Source organism: Lentibacillus salicampi (assembly GCF_004565465.1).
Classification (GTDB): Bacteria; Bacillota; Bacilli; order Bacillales; family Amphibacillaceae; genus Lentibacillus; species Lentibacillus salicampi.
Genome location: NZ_SRHY01000014.1, coordinates 1 through 21,890 on the forward strand (window position 1 = coordinate 1; position 21,890 = coordinate 21,890).

At 41.4% G+C, this 21,890-nt stretch carries 40 protein-coding genes; 3 read left to right on the forward strand and 37 right to left on the reverse strand.

What is annotated here, in order from left to right; all coding sequences use genetic code 11:
• Positions 1–213: 213 nt before the first annotated feature.
• The 12 genes from E4U82_RS09780 to E4U82_RS09835 all read right to left on the reverse strand — a co-directional run bounded on the left by E4U82_RS09780 (position 214) and on the right by E4U82_RS09835 (position 5,133).
• Positions 214–483: a hypothetical protein gene (locus E4U82_RS09780; protein WP_411712019.1), complete on the reverse strand. Its 270-nt coding sequence runs from the start codon at positions 481–483 to the stop codon at positions 214–216.
• 422 nt (positions 484–905) lie between these two features.
• A complete protein-coding gene (locus E4U82_RS09785) occupies positions 906–1,391 on the reverse strand; it encodes an ArpU family phage packaging/lysis transcriptional regulator (protein WP_135110018.1) in 486 nt (161 codons plus the stop codon).
• Positions 1,391–1,615: a hypothetical protein gene (locus E4U82_RS09790; protein WP_135110019.1), complete on the reverse strand. Its 225-nt coding sequence runs from the start codon at positions 1,613–1,615 to the stop codon at positions 1,391–1,393. Before E4U82_RS09790 ends, E4U82_RS09785 begins: the two co-directional genes overlap by 1 nt.
• Before the next feature lie 2 nt (positions 1,616–1,617).
• Positions 1,618–1,875, reverse strand: coding sequence for a hypothetical protein (locus E4U82_RS09795; protein ID WP_135110020.1), 258 nt, complete (start codon positions 1,873–1,875; stop codon positions 1,618–1,620).
• Complete coding sequence (locus E4U82_RS09800; protein WP_135110021.1) at positions 1,868–2,290, reverse strand: hypothetical protein; 423 nt, start codon at positions 2,288–2,290, stop codon at positions 1,868–1,870. The genes E4U82_RS09795 and E4U82_RS09800 overlap by 8 nt, the downstream gene beginning before the upstream one ends.
• Before the next feature lie 52 nt (positions 2,291–2,342).
• Complete coding sequence (locus E4U82_RS09805) at positions 2,343–2,570, reverse strand: hypothetical protein (RefSeq protein WP_135110022.1); 228 nt, start codon at positions 2,568–2,570, stop codon at positions 2,343–2,345.
• Between the two features lie 17 nt (positions 2,571–2,587).
• Entirely contained in the window at positions 2,588–2,785 is a 198-nt protein-coding gene (locus E4U82_RS09810; RefSeq protein ID WP_135110023.1) for a hypothetical protein, read from the reverse strand.
• Between the two features lie 89 nt (positions 2,786–2,874).
• A complete protein-coding gene (locus E4U82_RS09815) occupies positions 2,875–3,057 on the reverse strand; it encodes a hypothetical protein (protein ID WP_135110024.1) in 183 nt (60 codons plus the stop codon).
• Position 3,058: 1 nt separating this feature from the next.
• Entirely contained in the window at positions 3,059–3,838 is a 780-nt protein-coding gene (locus E4U82_RS09820) for an ATP-binding protein (RefSeq protein ID WP_135110025.1), read from the reverse strand.
• Positions 3,839–3,850: 12 nt separating this feature from the next.
• Positions 3,851–4,645: a phage replisome organizer N-terminal domain-containing protein gene (locus E4U82_RS09825; RefSeq protein WP_245183552.1), complete on the reverse strand. Its 795-nt coding sequence runs from the start codon at positions 4,643–4,645 to the stop codon at positions 3,851–3,853.
• A 13-nt stretch (positions 4,646–4,658) separates the two neighbouring features.
• Positions 4,659–4,868, reverse strand: a complete 210-nt coding sequence (locus E4U82_RS09830; RefSeq protein ID WP_010529026.1) for a hypothetical protein — start codon at positions 4,866–4,868, stop codon at positions 4,659–4,661.
• Positions 4,869–4,896: 28 nt separating this feature from the next.
• Entirely contained in the window at positions 4,897–5,133 is a 237-nt protein-coding gene (locus E4U82_RS09835) for a helix-turn-helix domain-containing protein (RefSeq protein WP_135110027.1), read from the reverse strand.
• A gap of 174 nt (positions 5,134–5,307) precedes the next feature.
• On the opposite strand from E4U82_RS09835, the gene E4U82_RS09840 reads away from it, so the two are divergent.
• From E4U82_RS09840 to E4U82_RS09850, 3 genes are all read left to right on the forward strand, one after another.
• Entirely contained in the window at positions 5,308–5,778 is a 471-nt protein-coding gene (locus E4U82_RS09840) for a helix-turn-helix domain-containing protein (RefSeq protein ID WP_135110028.1), read from the forward strand.
• 8 nt (positions 5,779–5,786) lie between these two features.
• Positions 5,787–6,236 carry an ImmA/IrrE family metallo-endopeptidase gene (locus E4U82_RS09845; RefSeq protein WP_135110029.1) on the forward strand — a complete coding sequence of 150 codons (450 nt, stop codon included), beginning with the start codon at positions 5,787–5,789 and terminating at the stop codon, positions 6,234–6,236.
• Between the two features lie 134 nt (positions 6,237–6,370).
• Complete coding sequence (locus E4U82_RS09850; RefSeq protein ID WP_135110030.1) at positions 6,371–7,393, forward strand: tyrosine-type recombinase/integrase; 1,023 nt, start codon at positions 6,371–6,373, stop codon at positions 7,391–7,393.
• Positions 7,394–7,541: 148 nt separating this feature from the next.
• Here E4U82_RS09850 and rpsI read toward each other — a convergent pair whose 3' ends face one another.
• From rpsI to rplN, 25 genes are all read right to left on the reverse strand, one after another.
• Positions 7,542–7,934 carry a 30S ribosomal protein S9 gene (rpsI, locus tag E4U82_RS09855; RefSeq protein WP_135110031.1) on the reverse strand — a complete coding sequence of 131 codons (393 nt, stop codon included), beginning with the start codon at positions 7,932–7,934 and terminating at the stop codon, positions 7,542–7,544.
• 20 nt (positions 7,935–7,954) lie between these two features.
• Positions 7,955–8,392: a 50S ribosomal protein L13 gene (rplM, locus tag E4U82_RS09860; protein WP_135110032.1), complete on the reverse strand. Its 438-nt coding sequence runs from the start codon at positions 8,390–8,392 to the stop codon at positions 7,955–7,957.
• A 239-nt stretch (positions 8,393–8,631) separates the two neighbouring features.
• Positions 8,632–9,393, reverse strand: a complete 762-nt coding sequence (gene truA, locus E4U82_RS09865; RefSeq protein ID WP_135110033.1) for a tRNA pseudouridine(38-40) synthase TruA — start codon at positions 9,391–9,393, stop codon at positions 8,632–8,634.
• 15 nt (positions 9,394–9,408) lie between these two features.
• The gene (locus tag E4U82_RS09870; protein WP_135110034.1) at positions 9,409–10,209 is read right to left on the reverse strand and encodes an energy-coupling factor transporter transmembrane component T family protein; all 801 of its coding nucleotides are present in this window, start codon (positions 10,207–10,209) and stop codon (positions 9,409–9,411) included.
• Positions 10,202–11,074 carry an energy-coupling factor ABC transporter ATP-binding protein gene (locus E4U82_RS09875; protein WP_135110035.1) on the reverse strand — a complete coding sequence of 291 codons (873 nt, stop codon included), beginning with the start codon at positions 11,072–11,074 and terminating at the stop codon, positions 10,202–10,204. The genes E4U82_RS09870 and E4U82_RS09875 overlap by 8 nt, the downstream gene beginning before the upstream one ends.
• The gene (locus tag E4U82_RS09880; RefSeq protein ID WP_135110036.1) at positions 11,050–11,889 is read right to left on the reverse strand and encodes an energy-coupling factor ABC transporter ATP-binding protein; all 840 of its coding nucleotides are present in this window, start codon (positions 11,887–11,889) and stop codon (positions 11,050–11,052) included. Before E4U82_RS09880 ends, E4U82_RS09875 begins: the two co-directional genes overlap by 25 nt.
• Positions 11,890–12,580: 691 nt before the next feature.
• Positions 12,581–12,934: a 50S ribosomal protein L17 gene (rplQ, locus tag E4U82_RS09885; protein WP_135110037.1), complete on the reverse strand. Its 354-nt coding sequence runs from the start codon at positions 12,932–12,934 to the stop codon at positions 12,581–12,583.
• 71 nt (positions 12,935–13,005) lie between these two features.
• The gene (locus E4U82_RS09890) at positions 13,006–13,950 is read right to left on the reverse strand and encodes a DNA-directed RNA polymerase subunit alpha (RefSeq protein ID WP_135110038.1); all 945 of its coding nucleotides are present in this window, start codon (positions 13,948–13,950) and stop codon (positions 13,006–13,008) included.
• A 222-nt stretch (positions 13,951–14,172) separates the two neighbouring features.
• Positions 14,173–14,565: a 30S ribosomal protein S11 gene (gene rpsK / locus E4U82_RS09895; RefSeq protein WP_135110039.1), complete on the reverse strand. Its 393-nt coding sequence runs from the start codon at positions 14,563–14,565 to the stop codon at positions 14,173–14,175.
• A gap of 16 nt (positions 14,566–14,581) precedes the next feature.
• Positions 14,582–14,947, reverse strand: coding sequence for a 30S ribosomal protein S13 (gene rpsM, locus E4U82_RS09900; protein ID WP_135110040.1), 366 nt, complete (start codon positions 14,945–14,947; stop codon positions 14,582–14,584).
• Positions 14,948–14,971: 24 nt separating this feature from the next.
• Positions 14,972–15,085, reverse strand: coding sequence for a 50S ribosomal protein L36 (rpmJ, locus tag E4U82_RS09905; RefSeq protein ID WP_080876116.1), 114 nt, complete (start codon positions 15,083–15,085; stop codon positions 14,972–14,974).
• A gap of 36 nt (positions 15,086–15,121) precedes the next feature.
• Positions 15,122–15,340, reverse strand: a complete 219-nt coding sequence (gene infA, locus E4U82_RS09910; protein WP_010529010.1) for a translation initiation factor IF-1 — start codon at positions 15,338–15,340, stop codon at positions 15,122–15,124.
• Positions 15,333–15,653 (reverse strand): KOW domain-containing RNA-binding protein, encoded by a 321-nt coding sequence (locus E4U82_RS09915; RefSeq protein WP_135110041.1) that lies wholly within the window; start codon positions 15,651–15,653, stop codon positions 15,333–15,335. Before E4U82_RS09915 ends, infA begins: the two co-directional genes overlap by 8 nt.
• Before the next feature lie 160 nt (positions 15,654–15,813).
• A complete protein-coding gene (locus tag E4U82_RS09920) occupies positions 15,814–16,458 on the reverse strand; it encodes an adenylate kinase (RefSeq protein WP_135110042.1) in 645 nt (214 codons plus the stop codon).
• A 33-nt stretch (positions 16,459–16,491) separates the two neighbouring features.
• Positions 16,492–17,784, reverse strand: coding sequence for a preprotein translocase subunit SecY (gene secY / locus E4U82_RS09925; RefSeq protein ID WP_135110043.1), 1,293 nt, complete (start codon positions 17,782–17,784; stop codon positions 16,492–16,494).
• Positions 17,784–18,224, reverse strand: a complete 441-nt coding sequence (rplO, locus tag E4U82_RS09930) for a 50S ribosomal protein L15 (RefSeq protein ID WP_135110044.1) — start codon at positions 18,222–18,224, stop codon at positions 17,784–17,786. The genes secY and rplO overlap by 1 nt, the downstream gene beginning before the upstream one ends.
• A 28-nt stretch (positions 18,225–18,252) precedes the next feature.
• Positions 18,253–18,438, reverse strand: a complete 186-nt coding sequence (gene rpmD / locus E4U82_RS09935) for a 50S ribosomal protein L30 (RefSeq protein WP_135110045.1) — start codon at positions 18,436–18,438, stop codon at positions 18,253–18,255.
• Positions 18,439–18,451: 13 nt separating this feature from the next.
• Complete coding sequence (rpsE, locus tag E4U82_RS09940; RefSeq protein WP_135110046.1) at positions 18,452–18,955, reverse strand: 30S ribosomal protein S5; 504 nt, start codon at positions 18,953–18,955, stop codon at positions 18,452–18,454.
• Positions 18,956–18,979: 24 nt separating this feature from the next.
• Positions 18,980–19,342 (reverse strand): 50S ribosomal protein L18, encoded by a 363-nt coding sequence (gene rplR, locus E4U82_RS09945; RefSeq protein WP_135110047.1) that lies wholly within the window; start codon positions 19,340–19,342, stop codon positions 18,980–18,982.
• 31 nt (positions 19,343–19,373) lie between these two features.
• Positions 19,374–19,910 (reverse strand): 50S ribosomal protein L6, encoded by a 537-nt coding sequence (rplF, locus tag E4U82_RS09950; protein ID WP_135110048.1) that lies wholly within the window; start codon positions 19,908–19,910, stop codon positions 19,374–19,376.
• Between the two features lie 30 nt (positions 19,911–19,940).
• Entirely contained in the window at positions 19,941–20,339 is a 399-nt protein-coding gene (gene rpsH / locus E4U82_RS09955) for a 30S ribosomal protein S8 (RefSeq protein WP_135110049.1), read from the reverse strand.
• Between the two features lie 30 nt (positions 20,340–20,369).
• Complete coding sequence (locus E4U82_RS09960) at positions 20,370–20,555, reverse strand: type Z 30S ribosomal protein S14 (protein WP_077324032.1); 186 nt, start codon at positions 20,553–20,555, stop codon at positions 20,370–20,372.
• Between the two features lie 17 nt (positions 20,556–20,572).
• A complete protein-coding gene (gene rplE, locus E4U82_RS09965; RefSeq protein ID WP_135110050.1) occupies positions 20,573–21,112 on the reverse strand; it encodes a 50S ribosomal protein L5 in 540 nt (179 codons plus the stop codon).
• Positions 21,113–21,138: 26 nt separating this feature from the next.
• On the reverse strand, positions 21,139–21,450 hold the full coding sequence (gene rplX / locus E4U82_RS09970) for a 50S ribosomal protein L24 (protein WP_135110051.1): 312 nt from the start codon (positions 21,448–21,450) through the stop codon (positions 21,139–21,141).
• Positions 21,451–21,491: 41 nt separating this feature from the next.
• Positions 21,492–21,860, reverse strand: a complete 369-nt coding sequence (rplN, locus tag E4U82_RS09975; RefSeq protein WP_135110052.1) for a 50S ribosomal protein L14 — start codon at positions 21,858–21,860, stop codon at positions 21,492–21,494.
• Positions 21,861–21,890 lie beyond the last annotated feature (30 nt).

Consider the following 21,890-nt stretch of genomic DNA (forward strand, 5'->3'; position numbering starts at 1 on the left):
CAATTATTGATAACCAAATAAGAAAAATGCCAAAATCAGGATGAATTCTTATTAATGCATACATCATTGCAAATAAAAATGGTACTGGAAATATACTTAACAATAAAGACCAGTAGCTTAACCAAGAATATTGTTTCATTTTAATCACCTCTCAATATTTAACTTTCTGGTAGGCCACTATCCAGCTATCGCGCCCGCTTTTTGAATAATTTCTTATGGTTCGCTAATTCCTACTGCTCCGAGTAAAAGAAAATAAGCAAATACTAACACTGCGCTATTCAACAGAATTCCTATTATAACAAACCACATTTTTTTAGATATTATAGCAAAAATAATTCCAAGCATAGAAAGTATTGTAAACACGATTATTACCGAAATAAAATTTATATCAGGACCTCTTACTATAAAGAAAAAAATGATATTTATTAACACAGTTAATATTGACAACACGCCCAATATATTCTTTGCTTTTTTCTTATGCAAAATTACAACCCCCCCCTTTAGATCAAGAACCTTGTTCAACAAACTGGCCCGTTAATGGAAGAATCATCCATGGTTTTTTTACCAAAAAACACCCCTTTGAGATAATCATATCTCAAAGGGGAAAATCTTCGCAACTTCATTTTAAATTTATTTCTAAAATTGAATTATCATGGAGTAAATTTGTTTATCAGTTGGTTTATGTTAAATCCTTGTGCAAAAAATAAGAAAGAAAATGACAGATGGAATTCCCAGCACCGACAACCAAAATTCAGGTGAGTTGACCATGTTTAAATAAAAGTCAGTGTGCATAAACCACTGAAAGAGAGATAAAAACACAATACCACAGAAAACTGAAAAAGCAATAAACAAAACTATAAGCAGCATAGTGAATAACGTTTGCTTAACTGTATGAACAAAAGCAATCATTTAGAAGTTCCTCTTTCAGAAAAAACGCCATACAGTTTCCGCCCCAATATATCTAATGCTTCTCTTTTCATTTTGTAGTATTTCTTTCTTCCAACATATAATTGGGGATAAATAGCTTCATCACTATATCTTGATCCATCATTTCGTTTTCGCAAGTACTTTAATTCAATTAATTCTTGTTCAATTGGACTTAATGATTGAATGGCTGAGTGCAGTATCTCCAGCCACTCTGAAACTTGTATTGCTTTTAGGGCATACATTTCCGTTTTGCTTTTTTTGAAATTGCTTGAACCATGAGGCATATCCGATATGGAAGAAACAATGCTCGGCACTTGCGTTTCGGTTGCCATTGCTTTAATTTTAAAATACCGGTCTAACCAGTTTTTTTCCGCATGCTCTATATAAAATTGCTGTTCATCTTTTAAAATCTCTCCAATTTCCTCTTGCGTGAACAAATTCTCAACTTCCGAACTAAATTGCATCACCAATCCATCCTTTCCTGCATAATAGATATTGATTCAAACTCTGATTCCTTTCGTTCAGGAGGATGATATTTATCCAATGAACGCAATGCCCATGCTATCCGTTGAAAGTAATGTGAGGCATGATACAAATCATCTTGATCAACAGCTTCTAAAGCTTTAGCCAGATTCATGTCATAGTAATCCCATTCTTGTTTCATGTAAGCTTGAATAGTTTGAGACACGGTTACTTCCCCCTTAAAAAGTTATAATTCAAAGCATTATTGACACAATCATATAGTGCCTCTTTATTGGTATAGCTTTCATGGATGGACTTAGAGGCTATTTCGTACAATCCATGCTGATTCATTTGAACAGTTGCCTTTATTTCCGGGATAAATTGAGATTCTTCACGCTCCATTATACTGATGGCGATATACAATGGGTCATTCTCTTTGCCCAGGTAGTCATATACATGAAATTGTTGAATCATATGATCAGTCACGGTGCTCTTCCTCCCATTTGCGAACCCTCGCATCTGCGAATTCCCGTCCGGTCCAGGACGTTAATTCTTCCAGATAAAATGGTTCTTCACAACGTGGACAAGATGGCAGCATCTTTTTTCCTCGATATTTTTTCTCCAAATGCCGTATGGTCTTTAACCACGGTTTATAATTAATAATTTGCTTCCGTTGTTCAAGCATGTATTCCAACTGTTCATTCATTTGCTCCCAACGTGATGCCATATCGTACATAGCATCATAGGGATCAATAATGGCCCCGCAACTCGAGCACATGACTTTTCTATTTCGTGTATCAAGCATGTATTTTCTTTTTTGGCACTTACATATCTTTTCTATCCCACGATTGATTCGAATTTGATCCATATGAATAATCTTGTTAGGCAGTTGGTCAGTCATTTTACATTCACCCCATTCATTAAATATTACGTTCAAACAGCTTTTCATCTAATCAGCTTTGCCATGCCATAACTTCTTCCTCGCAGACTTCTTCACACGTAACGCCATATTCGTTTGCTAAATTCTTGATATTACCTTTTGAATAACCATTTGCTAAACACAATCGCTCGTAAAATCCGGCTCTCAGATTCGTGATTTTTAGCCAAAACAACCTTCTCCTCACGGCTTTCATATACTTCAAGTTACTTTTAGCGTCGCGAATAGACTGATTGATGTTCATTTTGATACCCCTATCATTCAGTAATTGTTTTCTGGATCCGGATTCATGAGATCATGCAGCAACTCACCTATAACTTTTTCTTCTTCACTATTTTTTCCATTCATTGCTTCCATCCGCAACCTGTATAAAGATAACGCTTCTCGAATAAGGTGTGCTTCCGAATAGCCTGCACGAACCACCAATGTCTTGTCACCACTTTTATTGATCACTTGCATCTAAATCCTCCTGATTAAGTTTAATTTCACATATCAGCTAATCATGGTATAATTGAAGATATCTTCTTGGTTTTCAGAAAGGTTGATATTTAGGCGTATCGTTGCTTTCTGTTTTCCAGTTCATGAAGATATTTTCTTGTTTCAGCTGCCGTTGGTACATATTTGTCACCAACGGAGCTTTTTTGTTCCATCCATTCCCGCCATTTCCTGTCGGTTTCCACTTGATTATCCTTCGGGTCAAACACCATCACGCTCTTCATACCATTCCACATCTCAAAAATTCCTCCTTCTGTAATCTGAACCATTCATAACGATAACGTTTGTATTGTCCATCATTCTTGAGAAGTTCCGTTCATTCACCCGTTCTTTGAGTTCATCACTGCTTAAATTGGTCGTATAAACGGTTGCTTTACCTGAGCGATCATCAAGTATCTCGAAAAGTTTAGACGTAGACCATTCTGTTTGCTGTTCCGCCCCAATATCATCCAGAACTAATAAGTCCACACGTTGAATAACGTTTAGCAACTCATCTTCTGTGACACCTTTTGTGTTATAGGTCCCCTTAACTTTAGTAAGCAGTTTGGGAAGGGATAGAAATAAGCATTCATACCTTCTTTTCATCAACGCTTTGGTCATCGAAAGCGAAAGATGACTTTTGCCTGTTCCATAATCACCCGTCAATAAAAGACTCTGTTTTCGATCAAATGAATGGCTATACGCCAATACCTTTTTTTTAGCCTGCTTTAAGTTCGTGTCATACGCATCAAAGTTATCGAAGGTTGCTTCTTTCAGCGATTCATTTATCAGTGAATAATAATTAAATTTTTCCATCAGCTTACGATGTTTTAGCTGACTGTAATTTTGTTCAGCTGCCTTTGCCAGTTTGATATCTTCACATCTGCATCCGTAATTGGCTATAACGTGCTCCCCTTCACGTGGTCCAGAAGGAATGATTAATTCTGTTTGTGACACGTGCTGATGGCAACCATCACACACAAACGTTTGAAGTACCTTTTGTTCTGGACTTTTTATATGCTGTTTAACACTTTCCATCAGAATGCCTCCCTAAAATCCATAATCATAACCATCATTCGCAGTAGCTTGCTTCTTATATTCTTTTTTGTTGTTTTCGATTTCTTCCAGCGTTAATAACGATTGATTTTCCCAGTTTCGGAGAATCCCCTCAACGTAATTCAACTGTCTTTTGTTATTGGCACATGCTATCTCCATAGCCTTGCGTATGATTTTTTCAGGTTGCTTAAAAGAAGAATCATCCAACCACGACAACAACTGGTTTTTTCCCTGAATATTATTTAACCCGAATCCGTTACCATCCCAAAATTGAATGATTACTGACGTTTGGTGTTGTTCTTTATCTGTATCTTTATTTTTCTCTAATTCTTCCTCTGTATCTGGTGGACATTTGTCCACCCCTTGTCCATCTAAAAAGTTCGCACTACTTTTTTGCTTACTTTTAGTTATTCTTTGTTGCTGTTTCTTAAAAGCTCCAACGCTTTGCATACCAATCATTTCCTCAACCTGCTTTAGATATATCTCTCCATTTTCTAAAATTTCCACTAGACCAATTTTTGTTAATAATTTCATAGCAACAACAACTGTGTCTGAGTTTGTTTTAGTTAGTTCAGCCAACTTTTTATGGTCATAGGGAATTAGCATTTGACCAACATTTCTTATTAAAATCCCATTGGATCTTAATGATTTTAGGCACAGTTTTAAATAAAATAAAGAATATTCCTTACCATTCGGCTGTTCCTCTAACCAATCTATAGCGTCTTCTTCAAAAAAATCCTCTTTTAACTGTAACCAATAAAATCTTTTATTCTTTTCGTAATTAGCCACAGAAGCACTCCTATCACCTATTTTTTTCATCTCCTAAGTACTCTTTTAATAACTTCGGCGAGATGTGATATGTCCATTTACTAGACATTTGGACCGCTATGCCAATCGGTAAAATATCTCTCTGTAAACCAATTCGAACAAATTGCTCGGATTTCCCTAATCTTTTTGCTGCCTCTGATACTTTTATATTCATTTTTTCTTTGTCATCATTGTCTGTGAACATAAAAATCCCTCCAATCGAAATAAATAGGTTATTTTAACAAATTATCACTACAAGAGAACACTTCATCAAAACTTAGATCATTAAAGCCTTGAAGAACACCTGTGACAAATTTACCCCCTGGATTCCTCTTACCATTCATAATTCGATTGACAGTACTTTGCGTAACTCCTACTTCTTCTGCAAATTGGCATTGAGAAATACCTTTGTTCTCCAAATATGTTTGTAGAAAATCTACATCAACTAATATGGCTTTTGTTCCATCCATAAATAAACCTTCCCTCCTTTTGCCTTTTGGTAATTGCCTTATGGTAATAAACTAACATTTACCTTACCTTTTGGCAATACTTTTTAATGTTTTTCTCTGAATAAATTTCCTTTTGGTAACAAATTTTAGTAAAATAAGAGTAAGAAAGGTATCAGTGTATTAGGAGCGAAAACGATGACCAATCAATTTGGAAAATACTTAAAAGAAAAAAGAGATGAAAAAGGCTTTACCATCAACCAACTATCTCTATATTCAGGTATTAGTGCTGCTCAGTTGTCTAGAATTGAAAATGGAAAAAGAGGAGTTCCGAAAGCTGAAAATATCCAGAAACTTGCAGAAGCATTGCTCGTACCTTACGATGAAATAATGCGGGTGGCTGGGTACTACAAACCAAATGACACCAAACAACAAGAGCAGGAGCTTCCTGAGCTGTCAGAGAAGGACGAGCGTGATATAGCTAAGGATTTAGAAAAAATGATAAAAAATTTATCTAATGACGATGCATACTCACAATTCGATGGAAGGGCGATAGATGAAATGGAAAAAGAAGATAGAGAATTATTAATTGCTTCGTTGGAAAATTCGCTGCGCATGGCCAAACGAATGGCGAAACAAAAGTTTACCCCCCATAAATATCGAAAGTAAGATATTCTGTGGCATATTTAATACCTAGAAATACAGCAATTAAGCTTATTAAAAAATATGGAACGAATTGTCCTTTTGAAATTGCAAGACAGAAGGGTATCACAATTTATTTCGAATCTCTGGGGGGTTCCTTCGGGTACTATGCTTGCTACAAAAGGATTCAATCAATTCATATTAATGATAGTATCAATGAAGCTCTGCAAAAATTTGTTTGTGCCCATGAATTAGGCCATTCAATACTACACAAAAATGAAAATACTCCTTTTTTAAAAAGGAATACATTTTTTTCAACAAACAAAATTGAGTTAGAAGCGAATAAATTTGCAGTCGAACTACTCATTCCAGATGAATTTATTTATGAATTTAGGGATACAAGAGTTACAATAAAAGAAGTGGCTCAGAAATTTGGGGTTCCAGAAGAGGTGTGTTACTTGAAAAAAATTGACCATATAGATTAAAACGTACAATGTTGTACTATTTTTTTATACCGAGAAACAGAACATATATTCTGTTTCAGTTATATTAGTAATTGAATTTAATGCCAATTGAAATTACATTAGTTACTACAACCACAATTAAGGATGGTATGATTATGAAAAACCCAAATGGCTACGGTTCAATCTTCAAATTATCTGGGAAACGAAGAAAACCATTTGCTGTAAGAATTACAACCGGTTGGGATAATAACGGAAGACAAAAGTTTGAATACCTCGGTTACTATACGTCAAGACAGGAAGCAATGATTGCATTAGCTGATTATAACAGTAACCCATATGACCTTTCTGCTGGTAAAATCACTTTTGCTGAAATTTTTGAAAGGTTCTCTAAAGAGAAGTTTCCTAAAGTTTCAAAGTCCAATGTGCTTGGATACACTGCATCATTTAAAAAAGCAGAAGCCCTTCATAACATGAAATTTGTTAATATCAAAAAGTCGCATCTACAATCAGTAATTGACAACTGCGAGAGATCACATGGTACGAAAAGGAAAATCAAAGTCTTGTTCAATCAATTATATAAATACGCAATGGAAAATGATTTAATTCAAAAGGATTATTCAAGATTTGTAGAACTACCGAAAAATGATTCCAAAAGCTCACGCAAGCCGTTTTCAATCGATGAAATTGATAAATTATGGAACAATGTCCATCGTTTGGATGATATCGATACCGTTCTCATCATGATCTATACTGGATTACGTCCTGGTGAGCTTGTGGAGGTAAAAAATAAAAACATCTATCTTGAAGAAAGATATTTCCGTGGTGGTTTTAAAACAGAAGCTGGAACAAATAGAGTGGTGCCTATTCATAAGAAAATACATTCGCTTTTTGATGCTCGAATGGATCCGAAAAACGAATACTTAATCGTAAATCATGAGGGAAATAAAATGAGTTACTATACGTATTACCACGAAAGATGGAAAAAAGTTATGGAACAGTTGGAAATGAATCATAAACCCCATGATTGTCGTCACACCTTTGCAACACTCATGGATAATGTTGATGCCAATAAATTGTCCATTAAGCGAATAATGGGACATGCATCTAAAGATATCACAGACAAAGTCTATACACATAAAGACATAGAACAGCTTCTCATAGCTATTGACAAGCTATGAGAAGAACTGTTTTTCTCTTTAAATTTTTGTATATTACTCGTATATTACTTGTATATTATGTGTGAATTTTTACCTATTTTTAAAGCAACGCATATATAGTAAATTCCCCCAACCATAGGTGGTTGGGGGATTTGTAAGTGTTGATTTCTTAACGTTTTGAGAACTGCGGTGAACGGCGGGCACTTTTGAGACCGTATTTTTTACGTTCGGTCATACGAGAATCACGAGTCAGATACCCTTCACGCTTAAGAATTGCGCGGTAGTCAGGATCAGCTTCCAGTAAAGCCCGGGCAACTCCATGACGGATAGCGCCGGCCTGGCCGGTAAATCCGCCACCATCTACATTAACCAGAACATCATAGGTTCCTTGTGTTTCTGTAGCTTTTAATGGCTGATTTAAAATAATACGTTGTGTTTCATATGGAAAATAGTCTTCTGCGTTACGTTTGTTAATGACAACACGGCCTGTACCTGGTACAAGGCGAACACGTGCAGTTGACTTTTTACGGCGTCCGGTGCCGTAATATTGTACTTGTGCCAAATTGAATGACCTCCTTTTAATTAACCGCGAAGTTCGTATGCTTCCGGCTTTTGTGCCTGGTGATTGTGCTCAGAGCCTTTGTATACGTGCAATTTTTTACCCATTTTACGTCCTAATGGTCCTTTAGGAAGCATGCCTTTGATTGTTTTCTCCAGCATTTGTTCAGGGTATTTTGAACGCATTTCATTTGCCGAGCGTGCTTTCAGTCCACCTGGGTGGTTTGAATGACGGTAGTACATTTTGTCAGTCAGTTTGTTACCAGTCAGTTCGATTTTATCAGCGTTAATAATGATCACATGGTCGCCGGTATCAGCGTGTGGTGTGTAAGTTGGTTTATGCTTTCCGCGCAGGATAGCCGCAACTTCACTTGACAGGCGCCCAAGACGCTTGCCTTCAGCATCCACAACAAGCCATTTGCGTTCGATATTATTTTCATTGGCCATGAAAGTTGTGCGCATGGTCATTCCCTCCAATTTCAAGCAATTCATTCAGTCGTACGTTTTTGATTATTATATTTCATCACAATTAGTTTCCGGGGCTAATCGTGGTTCAAATAAAAATGCCAAAACTTATCATATACCAGAATCATATGAATGTCAAGCTTCACGGACACTTTTTAGAACTACTAAGGAAGATTTCGAAGCTGTTTTTGCGCTTGATTTTTCATCATTTCCCGGGAAATGATGAAAAATGTCTGTTACCCGCTCGTGTCCGTTTCCTCATATCGCACATTCCATAAATATAGACCCTGCGGCGGCAAGGTGTCTCCAGCAAGCTGCCGATCTTTTCCATCAAATAATGAACGGACCTCATCCGGCTCTAGTCTCTCCCGTCCTACCTCGAGAAGTGTTCCGACAATGATCCGAACCATATTATACAGGAAGCCGTGCCCCCTCAGCACGAATTCAAGCAGGCTCCCGTGCTGATGACAGGAAACCTCCACTAACGTACGAACCTTACTTCCTTTGGCACTTGCCTTCGCTGAGGAAAAGGTGGTAAAGTCATGCGTCCCTTCAAAATACCTGCCCGCTTCTTGCATTTTCACTAAGTCCAAAGCATATGGGTAATGATAGACATAGCTCTGTTTAAAAACATCCGGCTCTGTTTCATTCAAAATATAATACCGGTATTCTTTCTCCACTACATCAAACCGGGCATGGAACTCGGCCGGTACTTCCTCTGTTTCATTCACATGAATGTCAGGTGGGAGTAATGTATTCAATGCCCGTTTCCAGTCAGACGGCGCGAGATTATAATCAGATTCAAAATGAACAGCCTGGGCTTTCGCATGAACACCCTTGTCTGTTCTGCCTGATGGATAAACTTTTACATGTGCACCCTTATGAATCTTTGCCAATGCCTTTTCCAGTTCCCCTTGCACGGTCCGCTGTTTGGTCTGGATCTGTAAGCCTGAAAAATTTGTACCATCATAACTCATGACACATTTGATTTTAGCCATTCATTCCCGGCCTTTCTAATAATTTCTTGTCACCAACAAAACAGCGACAACTGCAATAAATAACAATAATATCATGACGTCACGTTTCCTAAGTTTCAGTTCCCGCAGTTTTGTTCGGCCTTCACCACCCTGATACCCGCGGGCTTCCATTGCCATTGCCAGTTCCTCTGCCCGCTTAAATGCACTGACAAACAGGGGTACGAGCAATGGAACAACAGCCCTGATCCGCTCTTTCAGGGGGCCTGTCCGGAAATCAACACCGCGTGATGCCTGTGCCTTGGAGATTTTATCTGTTTCCTGCATCAGTGTCGGAATAAACCGCAGCGAAATCGACATCATCAGTGCCAGCTCATGGACGGGAAAACGCAGCTTTTTCAGCGGGTGAAGCATATCCTCAATCGCATCGGTTATTTCAATCGGTGTTGTCGTCAATGTCAGCAAGGAGGTCACCAATATAAGCAGGAAAAAGCGGATCGATATGGCGAAACCCTGAATGAGTGCACCTGAATAAATGCTAAATCCAAATAAATCCATTAATACGGTGCCCTTATTCGTAACAATCAAATGCAATATAAATGTAAATACTATCAAAAACCATACAGGGGTCAGCCCTTTTAAAATAAAGCGGATGGGTATCCTGGTTATGAACATACTTAACAGCGCAAAAATCACTAACACACTGTAGCTGACGACTGAATTTGCCAAAAAGACGATAAAGACAAAGAAAAAAATGACCGTAATCTTGGTCCGTGGATCAAGCCGATGGACAAGCGACTCACCAGGCACGTACTGACCGATAATCAGTGCATTATTCATTCCGCCTGGCCCCCTTTAAAACGTCCCGGATTTCCTTGGCAAGATCAGCTTCAGACTGCCGCTGGAAAGGGATCTGAGTGCCGAATTTATCCGAAAATGCATTCAGAAACTGCACCATTTCCGGTACATCAAGCTGCACATTATGAAGTGCTTCCCGCTGTGTCAAAACATCTTCGGGTTTACCTTCCATATACTTGGTCCCATTATTTAAGATCATCACGTGATCAGCATATTTAACGGCATCTTCCATACTGTGTGTGACCAAAATCGTCGTTAAACCCTGCCGTTTGTGCATATCATAAAACATATCCATCATGTCACGCTGTCCACGCGGGTCAAGTCCTGCCGTCGGTTCGTCCAATACAAGCACGTCCGGTTTTGTTGCCAGGACACCGGCAATGGCCACACGCCGCATTTGTCCGCCGCTTAAATCAAACGGGGACCGCTCCAGCAATTCTTCAGACAGCCCTACTTCCTGCGTTATGTCACGGACACGGTTTTCAATTTCCTTTTCCGGGACCTGAAAATTTTCTGGGCCGAACGCAATATCCTTTTTAACCGTTTCTTCAAATAATTGATGCTCGGGATATTGAAAAACGACCCCAACACGATTGCGCAGCGCCTTCATATGATTCGGCTTTTCATCATGCGTTAACCGGTAATCCCCAATCGTTACTTCACCTTCACTCGGACGCATCAGTCCATTCAAATGCTGGATCAGCGTCGACTTGCCTGACCCTGTATGACCAATAATCGCCGTAAATGTGCCAGTTGGGATATGAAAGGACAGATCATCAATTGCCTTGTGTTCAAAAGGTGTCTTTCTCTGATAAATATAGCTTACATGCTTGAATGTGATGTCCATAGTTCCTCCAGCAGCTCCCTGTGATTCAGTGCTTCATGGTTAATCGGAACACCCGCTTTTTGCAGTTCATCCGATAAGGCGGCCACAAACGGTATGTCAAGTCCGATTTGACGCAGCTCCGCTTTTTTTTCGAATATTTCTCTTGGTGCTGCTTCATCCCATATCGCGCCTTCATTCATGACAATGACTCGTTCAGCCTGTACAACTTCCTGGAGGTCATGAGTGATGGTAATCAATGAGAGGCTGCGTTCTGCCATCACACGTGTGATAGTTTTCATAATATCAGTTCTGCCTCTGGGATCCAGCATTGCAGTCGCTTCATCCAGAATAAGAACATTTGGAAAAATCGCCAGGACACCTGCGATCGCCACCCGCTGCTTCTGTCCGCCTGAAAGCTTGTGTGGCTCTGTCAGCCGGTACTCCTGCATCCCGACAGCCGATAATGTGTCGTCAATACGCTTGACCATTTCACCACGCTCAATGCCCCGGTTCTCCATCCCAAAAGCGACATCATCCTGAACGGTTGTGCCAACAAACTGATTATCCGGATTCTGGAAAACCATCCCGACATCTTTGCGAATCTCCCAAATGGAATCCTGGGTTACCGTGCGGCCATTGATGACAATAGCTCCTTCCTGGGGGAAAAGCAGGCCGTTCATTAATTTCGCAATCGTCGACTTGCCGGATCCATTATGACCAATGATCGCAATAGCCTCGTTTTCATAGATTTCAAACGAGCAGTTTTTCAACACCCACGGCTCGTCTTCACCATATCTGAACGATACGTTTTTAAACTCAACCAATTTATCCCGCAACTCCACTCCCCCTCTATAACGATTCCGCAGGTCTCTTCGTAAATCTTGATACCCTTCAACCCTCGCAGCCGAGACAAACTACGATGTAAGTGCTATGTTGATTTCGGCATCGTGTAGCTTTCTTCCTCGCAGTCCGTATACACTTCGCTTTCCGAGGGCGGCTGGTGAGCCTCCTCGAGCTGGCGCTCTGCGGGGTCTCACCGATGCCTTAGCTCCCCCAGGAGTCTTCGTGTACACGGACTGCTAGTGAGGAATTATACGCTTTAATATTTATTCAAAAGCCAATAAATAACTGTACCGAGATTATAAACGCACAATACCGAGGTGTTTTCCACCGTTGATTTCCGTTTATAAACCATCAGCTAGCTTAGTAATCGTTATAAAAAAGCATAACCACTTCAATAGTCCGGGTGAGCGGAGGGCGGTGACTCCTGCGGGAACAGCACGTGTCCGAAGACCCCGCAGCGGTGGTTTTCCGCGAGGAGGCTGAGGCCGTGCCCTAAGGTGCGCATCCGCCCGTAGCGATCCCGGACGGTAGACTGAAAAGATACTTATAGAAACATTCCAGCACCCACATCGCAGTTTATGGTTTTTTTATACCAACAGTTTTTTGTAAGCAGTTCATGCAAAAAAAGGGCCTGGATTCACCTCGTGGAAGAGATTCTGTCCTGCCCTTATCATATCGTCTGCATTAAACGAGTTCGATGATTGCCATTTTCGCTCCATCACCCTGACGAGGTCCCAGTTTAAGGACACGTGTATAACCGCCCTGTCTGTCCTCATAGCGTTCAGCAACGTCATCGAACAATTTTTGAATCACGTCATCACCTTCGTTGGCTTCCTGATTATACAGGAAGGCAGCTGCCTGACGACGCGCATGAAGATCTCCGCGTTTGCCAAGTGTAATCATTTTTTCGACTGTTGATTTTAGGTCTTTTGCCTTCGCTTCTGTCGTTTGAATGCGTTCATGGATAATCAAATCAGTTGCAAGGTTGCGCATCAACGCCATACGCTGATCTGTCTTACGCCCTAATTTTCTGGCCATGGAAATCCCTCCCTTTTATTGAATATCTAAGGTGTTACGTCTAGCTTCAGGTCGCTTCCGCTTTTGTTTTATTAATCATCGTCGCGCAGGCCTAAACCTAAATCATCAAGTTTCTCTTTGACTTCTTCAAGTGACTTGCGGCCAAGGTTGCGGACTTTCATCATATCTTCTTCAGATTTATTTGCAAGTTCCTGAACGGTATTGATCCCGGCACGTTTCAAGCAATTGTAGGACCTGACAGATAAATCGAGTTCTTCGATGGTCATCTCCATGACTTTTTCTTTTTGATCTTCTTCTTTTTCAACCATGATTTCTGCTTTTTGTGCTTCGTCTGTTAAGCCGATGAAAATATTAAGATGCTCGTTGAACACTTTTGCCGCCAAAGAAACAGCTTCTTCGGGACGGATGCTGCCATCGGTCGATACATCCATTGTCAACTTATCATAGTTTGCAACTTGCCCGACACGTGTGTTTTCCACTTGATACGTGACACGTGACACCGGTGTGAAAATCGAGTCAATCGGAATAACTCCAATTGGCTGTTCATCATGTTTGTTTGCTTCAGCCGGACGATAACCGCGACCGCGCTCTGCCGTTATCTTCATATGCAGCGTTCCATTACCGTTGATGGTTGCAATTGGCAGATCTGGGTTCAACACCTCTACATCACTGTCATATGTCAAATCTGCAGCCGTAACGTTCCCTTCACCCTGCACATCGATCTCCAATGTCTTGACATCATCAGAGTAGATCTTCAATGCAAGCTTTTTCAAGTTCAAAATAACGGTTGTCACATCTTCAACAACCCCTTCGATTGTTGAGAATTCATGCTGAACCCCGTCAATTTGAACTGATGTAACAGCAGCACCTGGAAGTGAGGATAGCAGGATACGACGCAAGGAGTTTCCTAAAGTAGTACCATACCCACGTTCAAGCGGTTCAACGACGAACTTCCCGAATGTCGCATCATCGGTGATTTCTACCGTTTCGATTCCCGGTTTTTCAATTTCGATCATTCTATAAACCCTCCTTTAAAACGTCGAAACCCCGGTCAGACAATCCGCAATGCCTAACCGAAATTCCCCAAATGGGCAGTTGGCGTTTTCTGCACTAAAGCACTATTTCGTACATAATTGTCCTGGTCTTGCTGTCAAGGTTCGCTTAAATGAAACATCCATATGTTACTTCAAGCTATCATAACCCATTATAGACAAGGTGACAAATTCTATACGCGAGTCTTATACACGACGACGTTTTGGCGGGCGGCAGCCATTATGAGGTACTGGTGTGACGTCACGAATTGCTGTCACTTCAAGTCCTGCTGCCTGTAATGAGCGAATGGCTGCTTCACGGCCGGCACCAGGGCCTTTAACCGTTACTTCCAAAGATTTCATACCGTTATCAACCGCACTTTTTGCAGCTGTTTCTGCCGCCATTTGTGCGGCAAATGGTGTTGATTTACGGGAACCTTTAAAGCCAAGTGCACCTGCTGAGCTCCAACCGACTGAATTCCCTTTGACATCTGTAATCGTTACAATTGTGTTGTTAAATGTGGAACGGATATGTGCGATACCCGTATCAATATTCTTTTTTACACGACGCTTACGTGTTGGTTGTTGTTTGCGTGCCATCGGTGGTTACCCTCCTTTACTTTTTCTTGTTAGCCATTGTACGGCGCGGACCTTTGCGTGTACGTGAGTTGTTTTTCGTTTTCTGACCACGCAATGGCAAACCGCGGCGGTGTCTGATACCTCTGTAAGACCCGATTTCAATCAGGCGCTTAATGTTAAGGGATGTTTCACGGCGAAGATCTCCTTCAACAGAATAGTCCCCGATTGCTTTCCGAATGCTCCCCAATTCATCCTCTGTCAGGTCGCGTACTCGTGTGTCTTCGGAAACGCCTGCTTCTTTAAGGATGTTCTGGGCGGTACTCTTGCCGACTCCATGAATATAGGTTAGTGAAATAACTACACGCTTATCACGTGGAATATCTATACCTGCAATACGTGCCATATCTTCTTAGCACCTCCTTTTTAATTAGCCTTGTTTTTGCTTGTGTTTCGGATTATCGCAAATGACCATTACTTTACCTTTCCGCTTGATCACTTTGCATTTTTCACAAATTGGTTTTACAGATGCTCTGACTTTCATCATCTATACCTCCTTTTATATCGGAGCCACGCGCGCCTATTTATAACGGTACGTAATTCGTCCTTTGGTTAAATCATATGGCGAAAGTTCTACCGTCACTTTATCACCGGGTAAAATGCGAATGAAATGCATACGGATTTTGCCGGAAACGTGAGCTAATACGGTATGACCGTTTTCCAGCTCCACATTAAACATCGCATTCGGCAACGTTTCCGTTACGGTGCCTTCCACTTCAATAACATCGTCTTTAGCCATCGTGTTGATCTCCCTTCTTCAAATCAGTCACAACTTCATTGATAAATTTCGTTATGGCAAATCGTAATTTACCATTTGTGACACGACCAGTTTCTAGAAGGCTGTTTTGGACTTCCGGAGATATATGATCCATAACTTCAATATGCTGCAGGTTCTTTTTCTTTGGCCGATCATATTTACGTTTTTCCCCATCTGCCAGCAAGACATACCGGTCATCAATCAGTTTTAATACTACCGCGTATTGACCTGCTTCGCGTCCTTGCAGAATACGAACAACTTGACCTATTCGCGGAATCGAATCAGATTCGTTCAACAACGATCACCTTCACTTAGGCTTTAATTTACAACAAACGTCATCCGGTTTTATCAGTCAATCACTGTTCAATCAGATTTACACAACGTCAGTAAATACCCGCGGCATCCATTATACCGATTTGCGTGCCGGATTGCATCCATATGACATGACCGGCAGATTAATTCTCGATGGTTGATTGAATATCTTTAAAAACGTGATCAATTTCCTGGTCTCCGTCGATTGTAACAAGATATCCTCTGTCGTGATAGTAATCCAACAGCGGCTTCATCTGTTCTACGTTTACTTCCAGGCGGTTTTTCACCGTTTCAGCCTGATCGTCTTCGCGCTGTATCAATTGAGAACCGTCATTATCGCATATCCCCTCTTGTTGAGGCGGATTATATAAAATATGGTACGTTGTGCCGCATGTCGGACAAATTCTGCGCCCCGCCAGACGCTCCACCAGATGTTCTTCCGGTACTTCCACACGCAGGACATAATCAATTGATTCATTCATGTCACTTAACAGCGATTGTAAGGCCTCAGCCTGGGCAACGGTTCTCGGAAATCCATCCAGCAGGAAGCCGTCTTTGCAGTCATCCTTCGCCAAGCGCTCTTTAACAATGCCGATTGTAACATCATCTGGAACAAGAGCTCCTTGATCCATATATTCCTTAGCCTTTTGGCCCAGTTCAGTTCCTTCTTTTATCGCTAAACGGAACATATCTCCTGTTGAAATATGAGGGATGTGATATGTTTCATTTATTTTCTCCGCCTGCGTTCCTTTTCCAGCACCAGGCAGACCCATCAAAATTAAATTCAACCATTTTCCCCTCGCTCTCATTGGCAGCATGCGTTACTTAATAAAGCCTTTATAGTGCCGTTTCACCAGTTGGCTTTCCAGTTGTTTCATCGTCTGCAGGGCAACACCTACAACGATCAGCAAGCTTGTGCCGCCGATTTGTACTGCTTGAGGCAGATTTGCAAGACCACCTAGTATGATAGGCAGAACAGAAACCGCAGCTAAAAAGATTGCCCCCACAAATGTTAACCGGTACATAACACGTGTCAGGTAGGTCTCTGTATTTCGGCCAGGACGTATACCTGGAATATATCCACCCTGTTTTTGCAGGTTTTCCGCCATTTGCTCAGGATTGACTTGAACAAAGGTATAGAAATACGTGAACGCAATAATCAAACCAACATAAATGACCATCCCAACTGGCTGGGTATAATCAAAAATGGTTTCGACTGTTGCTGCAATTTCATTTCCTTCAAAAAGTCCTGCAACCGTCCGTGGCGCAATAATAAATGCAATTGCAAAGATGACCGGGATAACACCTGCAGCATTTACTTTTAACGGTAAATGTGTTGAATGTCCGCCAACCGGAGACCGATTGACAAGTTTCTTAGCATATTGGATTGGTATTTTGCGCAGTGCCTGTTGGATAAAGATAACCCCAACTGTAACAGCCACCACTACCAATGCTATTAATGCAACAATCACAATATTAATGAACAATTCATCACCAGCATCAACGAAGTACTGGCTATATAGCTGATTCACGCCGTTTGGAACAGCGGCAACAATACCAGCGAAAATAAGAATGGAAATACCATTGCCGACACCGTTTGCTGTGATCTGTTCACCCAGCCACATCAGAAATGCTGTACCACTCGTTAGGACGGTAGCAATGATCAGAAACTTCCATACGCCTGGGTCGCTTATCAGCATTCCCCCGGCCATTGCATTAAAACCAATCGACATGGCGATCGCCTGAACAAATGCAAGGGCGATGGTTCCATAACGCGTAATCTGTGCTATCTTTTTCCGACCCATTTCGCCTTGTTTTTTCCACTCAGTGAACTTTGGCACAACATCCATCTGCAAAAGCTGCATGATGATGGATGCTGTAATGTAAGGCATAATCCCCATCGCAAAAATGGAGAAGTTCTGCAGTGCTCCGCCACCAAATGTGTTCAAAAAGCCAAAAACATTTTGCTGGTTCATAAAATCAATAGCCTCTTTATTGGTATAAGGCACTGGAATAAATGTACCAAGACGGAAAACGATCAGCATGAGCAATGTGAATATTATCTTCCGTCTGATATCACCTACCCGCATTAAATTGGAGATTGTACGGAACATTAAACCACCTCTGTTTTACCGCCCGCTGCCTCTATTGCTTCTTTGGCTGAAGCGGAGAACTTATGAGCTTTTACAGTGAATTTCTTTTCAACATTGCCTTTACCGAGCACTTTAATGCCGGATTTCGGTTTGCTGACGACACCTTCTTCAAGTAATAGCTCAGGTGTAATTTCTGTGTCCTCCTCAAAACGATTTAAAGCATCCAAGTTTACAATAGCAAACTCTTTACGGTGAACATTGGTAAAACCACGTTTCGGCAGACGTTGGAATAAAGGCATTTGGCCGCCTTCAAACCCTGGCCGTGTACTGCTGCCTGAACGTGCTTTTTGTCCTTTATGCCCTCTGCCGGAAGTTTTTCCATTACCAGAGGCCATTCCGCGGCCAACGCGATTGCGTTTTTTACGGCTTCCTTCTGATGACTTTAATTCATGAAGTTCCATGTGTGCACCTCCTCTTACGCTTTTATGATCATGACACTTCTTTAGCCGTTACAAGATGCGATACTTTATCAATCATACCACGTACGGCCGGTGTATCTTCGCGTACGACGGACTGACGGATTTTTTTCAGACCCAATGATTGAATCGTCTGGCGCTGCCCTTCCGTTCGGCCGATAACACTGCGCGTGAGGGTGATCTCTAATTGTTTAGACATAGTATTTCCCTCCTTATCCTAACAGTTCTTCTACAGATTTGCCGCGTAGTTTAGCTACGTTTTCAGCTGTTTTCAGATTTGTTAAGCCATTTAGTGTTGCACGAATCACATTGATTGGTGTATTGGAACCAAGGGATCTTGTCACGATATCACCAACACCTGCAAGCTCAAGGATAGCACGGGTAGGACCGCCAGAAATAACTCCTGTACCTTCTTTTGCAGGTTTCATCAAAATATTGCCGGAACCGAATTGGCCATGAATTTGATGTGGGATGGTAGTTTCGACCATCGGTACTTCAATCAGATTTTTCTTTGCATCATCAACAGCCTTTTTAATCGCTTCTGGTACTTCTTTAGCCTTACCGGTTCCAAAGCCGACATGGCCATTTTTATCGCCGACTACAACCAATGCGGCAAAACGAAAATTCCGTCCACCCTTGACAACTTTCGCAACACGGTTTATCGCAACAACGCGTTCTTCTAAATCTAAATTGTTTGGATCAATACTCGTTACCATTCATGTCCCTCCTTTTTTTAGCGATTAAAATTCCAGACCAGCCTCACGGGCGGCATCTGCTAATGCTTTTATGCGTCCATGATAAAGGTAACCTCCACGGTCAAATACAACGGATTGATGGCCTTTATCCTTCGCACGTTTGGCAACCAATGCTCCTACTTGTTCAGCTGCTTCTACATTACCGGTAGCTTCCAGGCTTAATTCATTATCAGTAGTGGAAGCACTTGCTAACGTAACGCCGTTAATGTCATCAATTAATTGTGCATAAATGTGTTTATTTGAACGATACACATTCAGACGTGGACGATCTTCCGTCCCAAATATATTTTTCCGGACACGTGAATGTCTTTTTTTGCGCAGATCGTTTTTGTCAGGCTTTGTAATCATTCAGGTCACTCCTTTCTGCTCCCGGCTGAACTTACTTAGCTGTTTTACCTTCTTTGCGGCGTACTAGTTCGCCTTCATAGCGAATCCCTTTTCCTTTATACGGTTCAGGCGGTCTGATTGCCCGAATATTTGCAGCAACGCCACCAACCAATTCTTTATCGATACCCTTTACGGTCAATTTCGTATTTTGCGGAACGTCAATTTCAATACCATCGATTGATTCAATTTCAACCGGGTGGGAATAGCCAGCATTGACAACGACTTTGTCTCCTTGTTTTTGGGCACGATACCCAACCCCAGTGATCTCAAGTGATTTTTCGAATCCTTTATGAACTCCTTCAATCATATTGGCGATCATGCTGCGGGTTGTGCCGTGCAGTGCCCGGTGCTCCTTGTGATCACTTGGGCGTTCAACAGTCAGCACGTTATCGTTTATAACGATTTTCATATCCGGGTGAACATTCCTTTTCAGTTCACCTTTTGGACCTTTTACGGTTACACAATTGCCATCAAGGTTGACTTCTACACCTTCTGAAATCTCAACTGGTTTCAGTCCGATACGGGACATACCATACACCTCCTGTCTTAAAAGTATAAATTACCATACGTATGCCAGTACTTCGCCGCCAACAGCCTGTGAGCGTGCTTCTTTGTCGGAAAGTACACCATTTGATGTTGATACGATTGCGATACCTAAACCATTTAGTACACGAGGCACCTCAGAAGCTTTTACATAAACACGCAACCCAGGCTTACTGATGCGTTTGATACCTGTAATGACACGTTCTTCATTGGAACCGTACTTCATAAATATACGCAGAATGCCCTGTTTGCTGTCTTCAATAAATTCATAATCGCGGACAAATCCTTCGCGTTTTAGAATATCAGCAATTTCTTTTTTTAAATTGGAAGCCGGAAGCTCCAGTCTCTCATGACGTACCATGTTGGCATTACGTATACGAGTCAGCATATCTGCAATTGGGTCTGTCATAACCATTACTACATTACCTCCTTCCCGAATCGGGGTTTACCAGCTTGCTTTTTTAACGCCAGGAATCTGACCTTTATAGGCTAGTTCACGGAAACAAATACGGCATAGTTTAAATTTGCGGATGACGGAATGTGGACGGCCACAACGTTCGCACCGTGTGTATTCGCGCACTTTAAATTTCTGCGGGCGTTTTTGTTTCGCAATCATTGATTTTTTAGCCACATTGTTACCTCCTTCATTTATTTCTGGAAAGGCATTCCAATTTGAGTCAGCAATTCACTTGCTTCTTCATCCGTATTGGAAGTGGTAACGATAACGATATCCATACCACGCACTTTGCTCACCTTATCGTAATTGATTTCCGGAAAAATCAATTGTTCCTTAATACCTAATGTGTAGTTGCCACGGCCATCAAATGCCTTTTTGGAAATACCGCGGAAGTCACGCACACGTGGAAGTGATACGGCAATCAGTTTTTGCAGAAATTCATACATGCGATTGCCTCTGAGTGTCACTTTCGCCCCAATTGGCATTCCTTCGCGCAGACGGAAGCCGGCAATTGATTTTTTGGCGCGGGTTACAACTGGTTTTTGCCCGGAAATAAGTCCGAGTTCCTCAACTGCATTATCCAATGCCTTTGAATTTTGTACAGCATCACCAACACCCATATTAATGACAATTTTTTCGATGTTCGGTGCCTGCATGACAGAGTCATAACTAAATTTATTCATCAAAGATGGTAAAATCTCATCCTGATATTTTTCTTTCAACGTGTTCATTACGAGAGCCTCCTTTCGCCTGCGAACTAATTATCGATTGCTTCTCCGGATTTTTTTGCGATACGGATCTTTTTGCCATCACGATTTTCATAGCCAACACGGGTCGGCTCACCGGATTTGGGGTCTATTAACATGACATTGGAAACATGAATGGGAGCTTCCTGGTTCAGAATGCCGCCCTGTGGATTGTCCTGTGAAGGTTTGGCATGTTTTTTAGTCATGTTAACACCTTCGACCAATACACGTTCCTTCTTTGGATATGCTTCTAAAATGGTTCCTTCATTTCCACGGCTTTTACCGCTCAATACTTTTACTTTGTCACCTTTTTTGACATGCATCTCTTGCGCACCTCCTTGACAAGGCTTTTCATTAATCTTACTTATAAAACTTCCGGAGCCAGAGATACGATTTTCATGAATTTAGCATCACGTAATTCACGTGCAACCGGCCCAAAAATACGCGTTCCCCGAGGACCTTTATCATCACGGACAATTACGGCAGCATTTTCATCAAAACGAATATAGGATCCGTCATTACGACGTACGCCGGACTTCGAACGAACGATAACGGCTTTAACAATTTCACCTTTTTTGACAACGCCCCCTGGTGTTGCGTGTTTCACCGTACAAACAATAACATCGCCAATATTAGCCGTTTTGCGGCCGGATCCGCCCAAAACTTTAATGGTTTTCACTTCACGGGCACCAGAGTTATCTGCAACTTTTAAACTCGTTTCTTGTTGAATCATATCGCTTTGACCTCCCTTCGGATACCAACT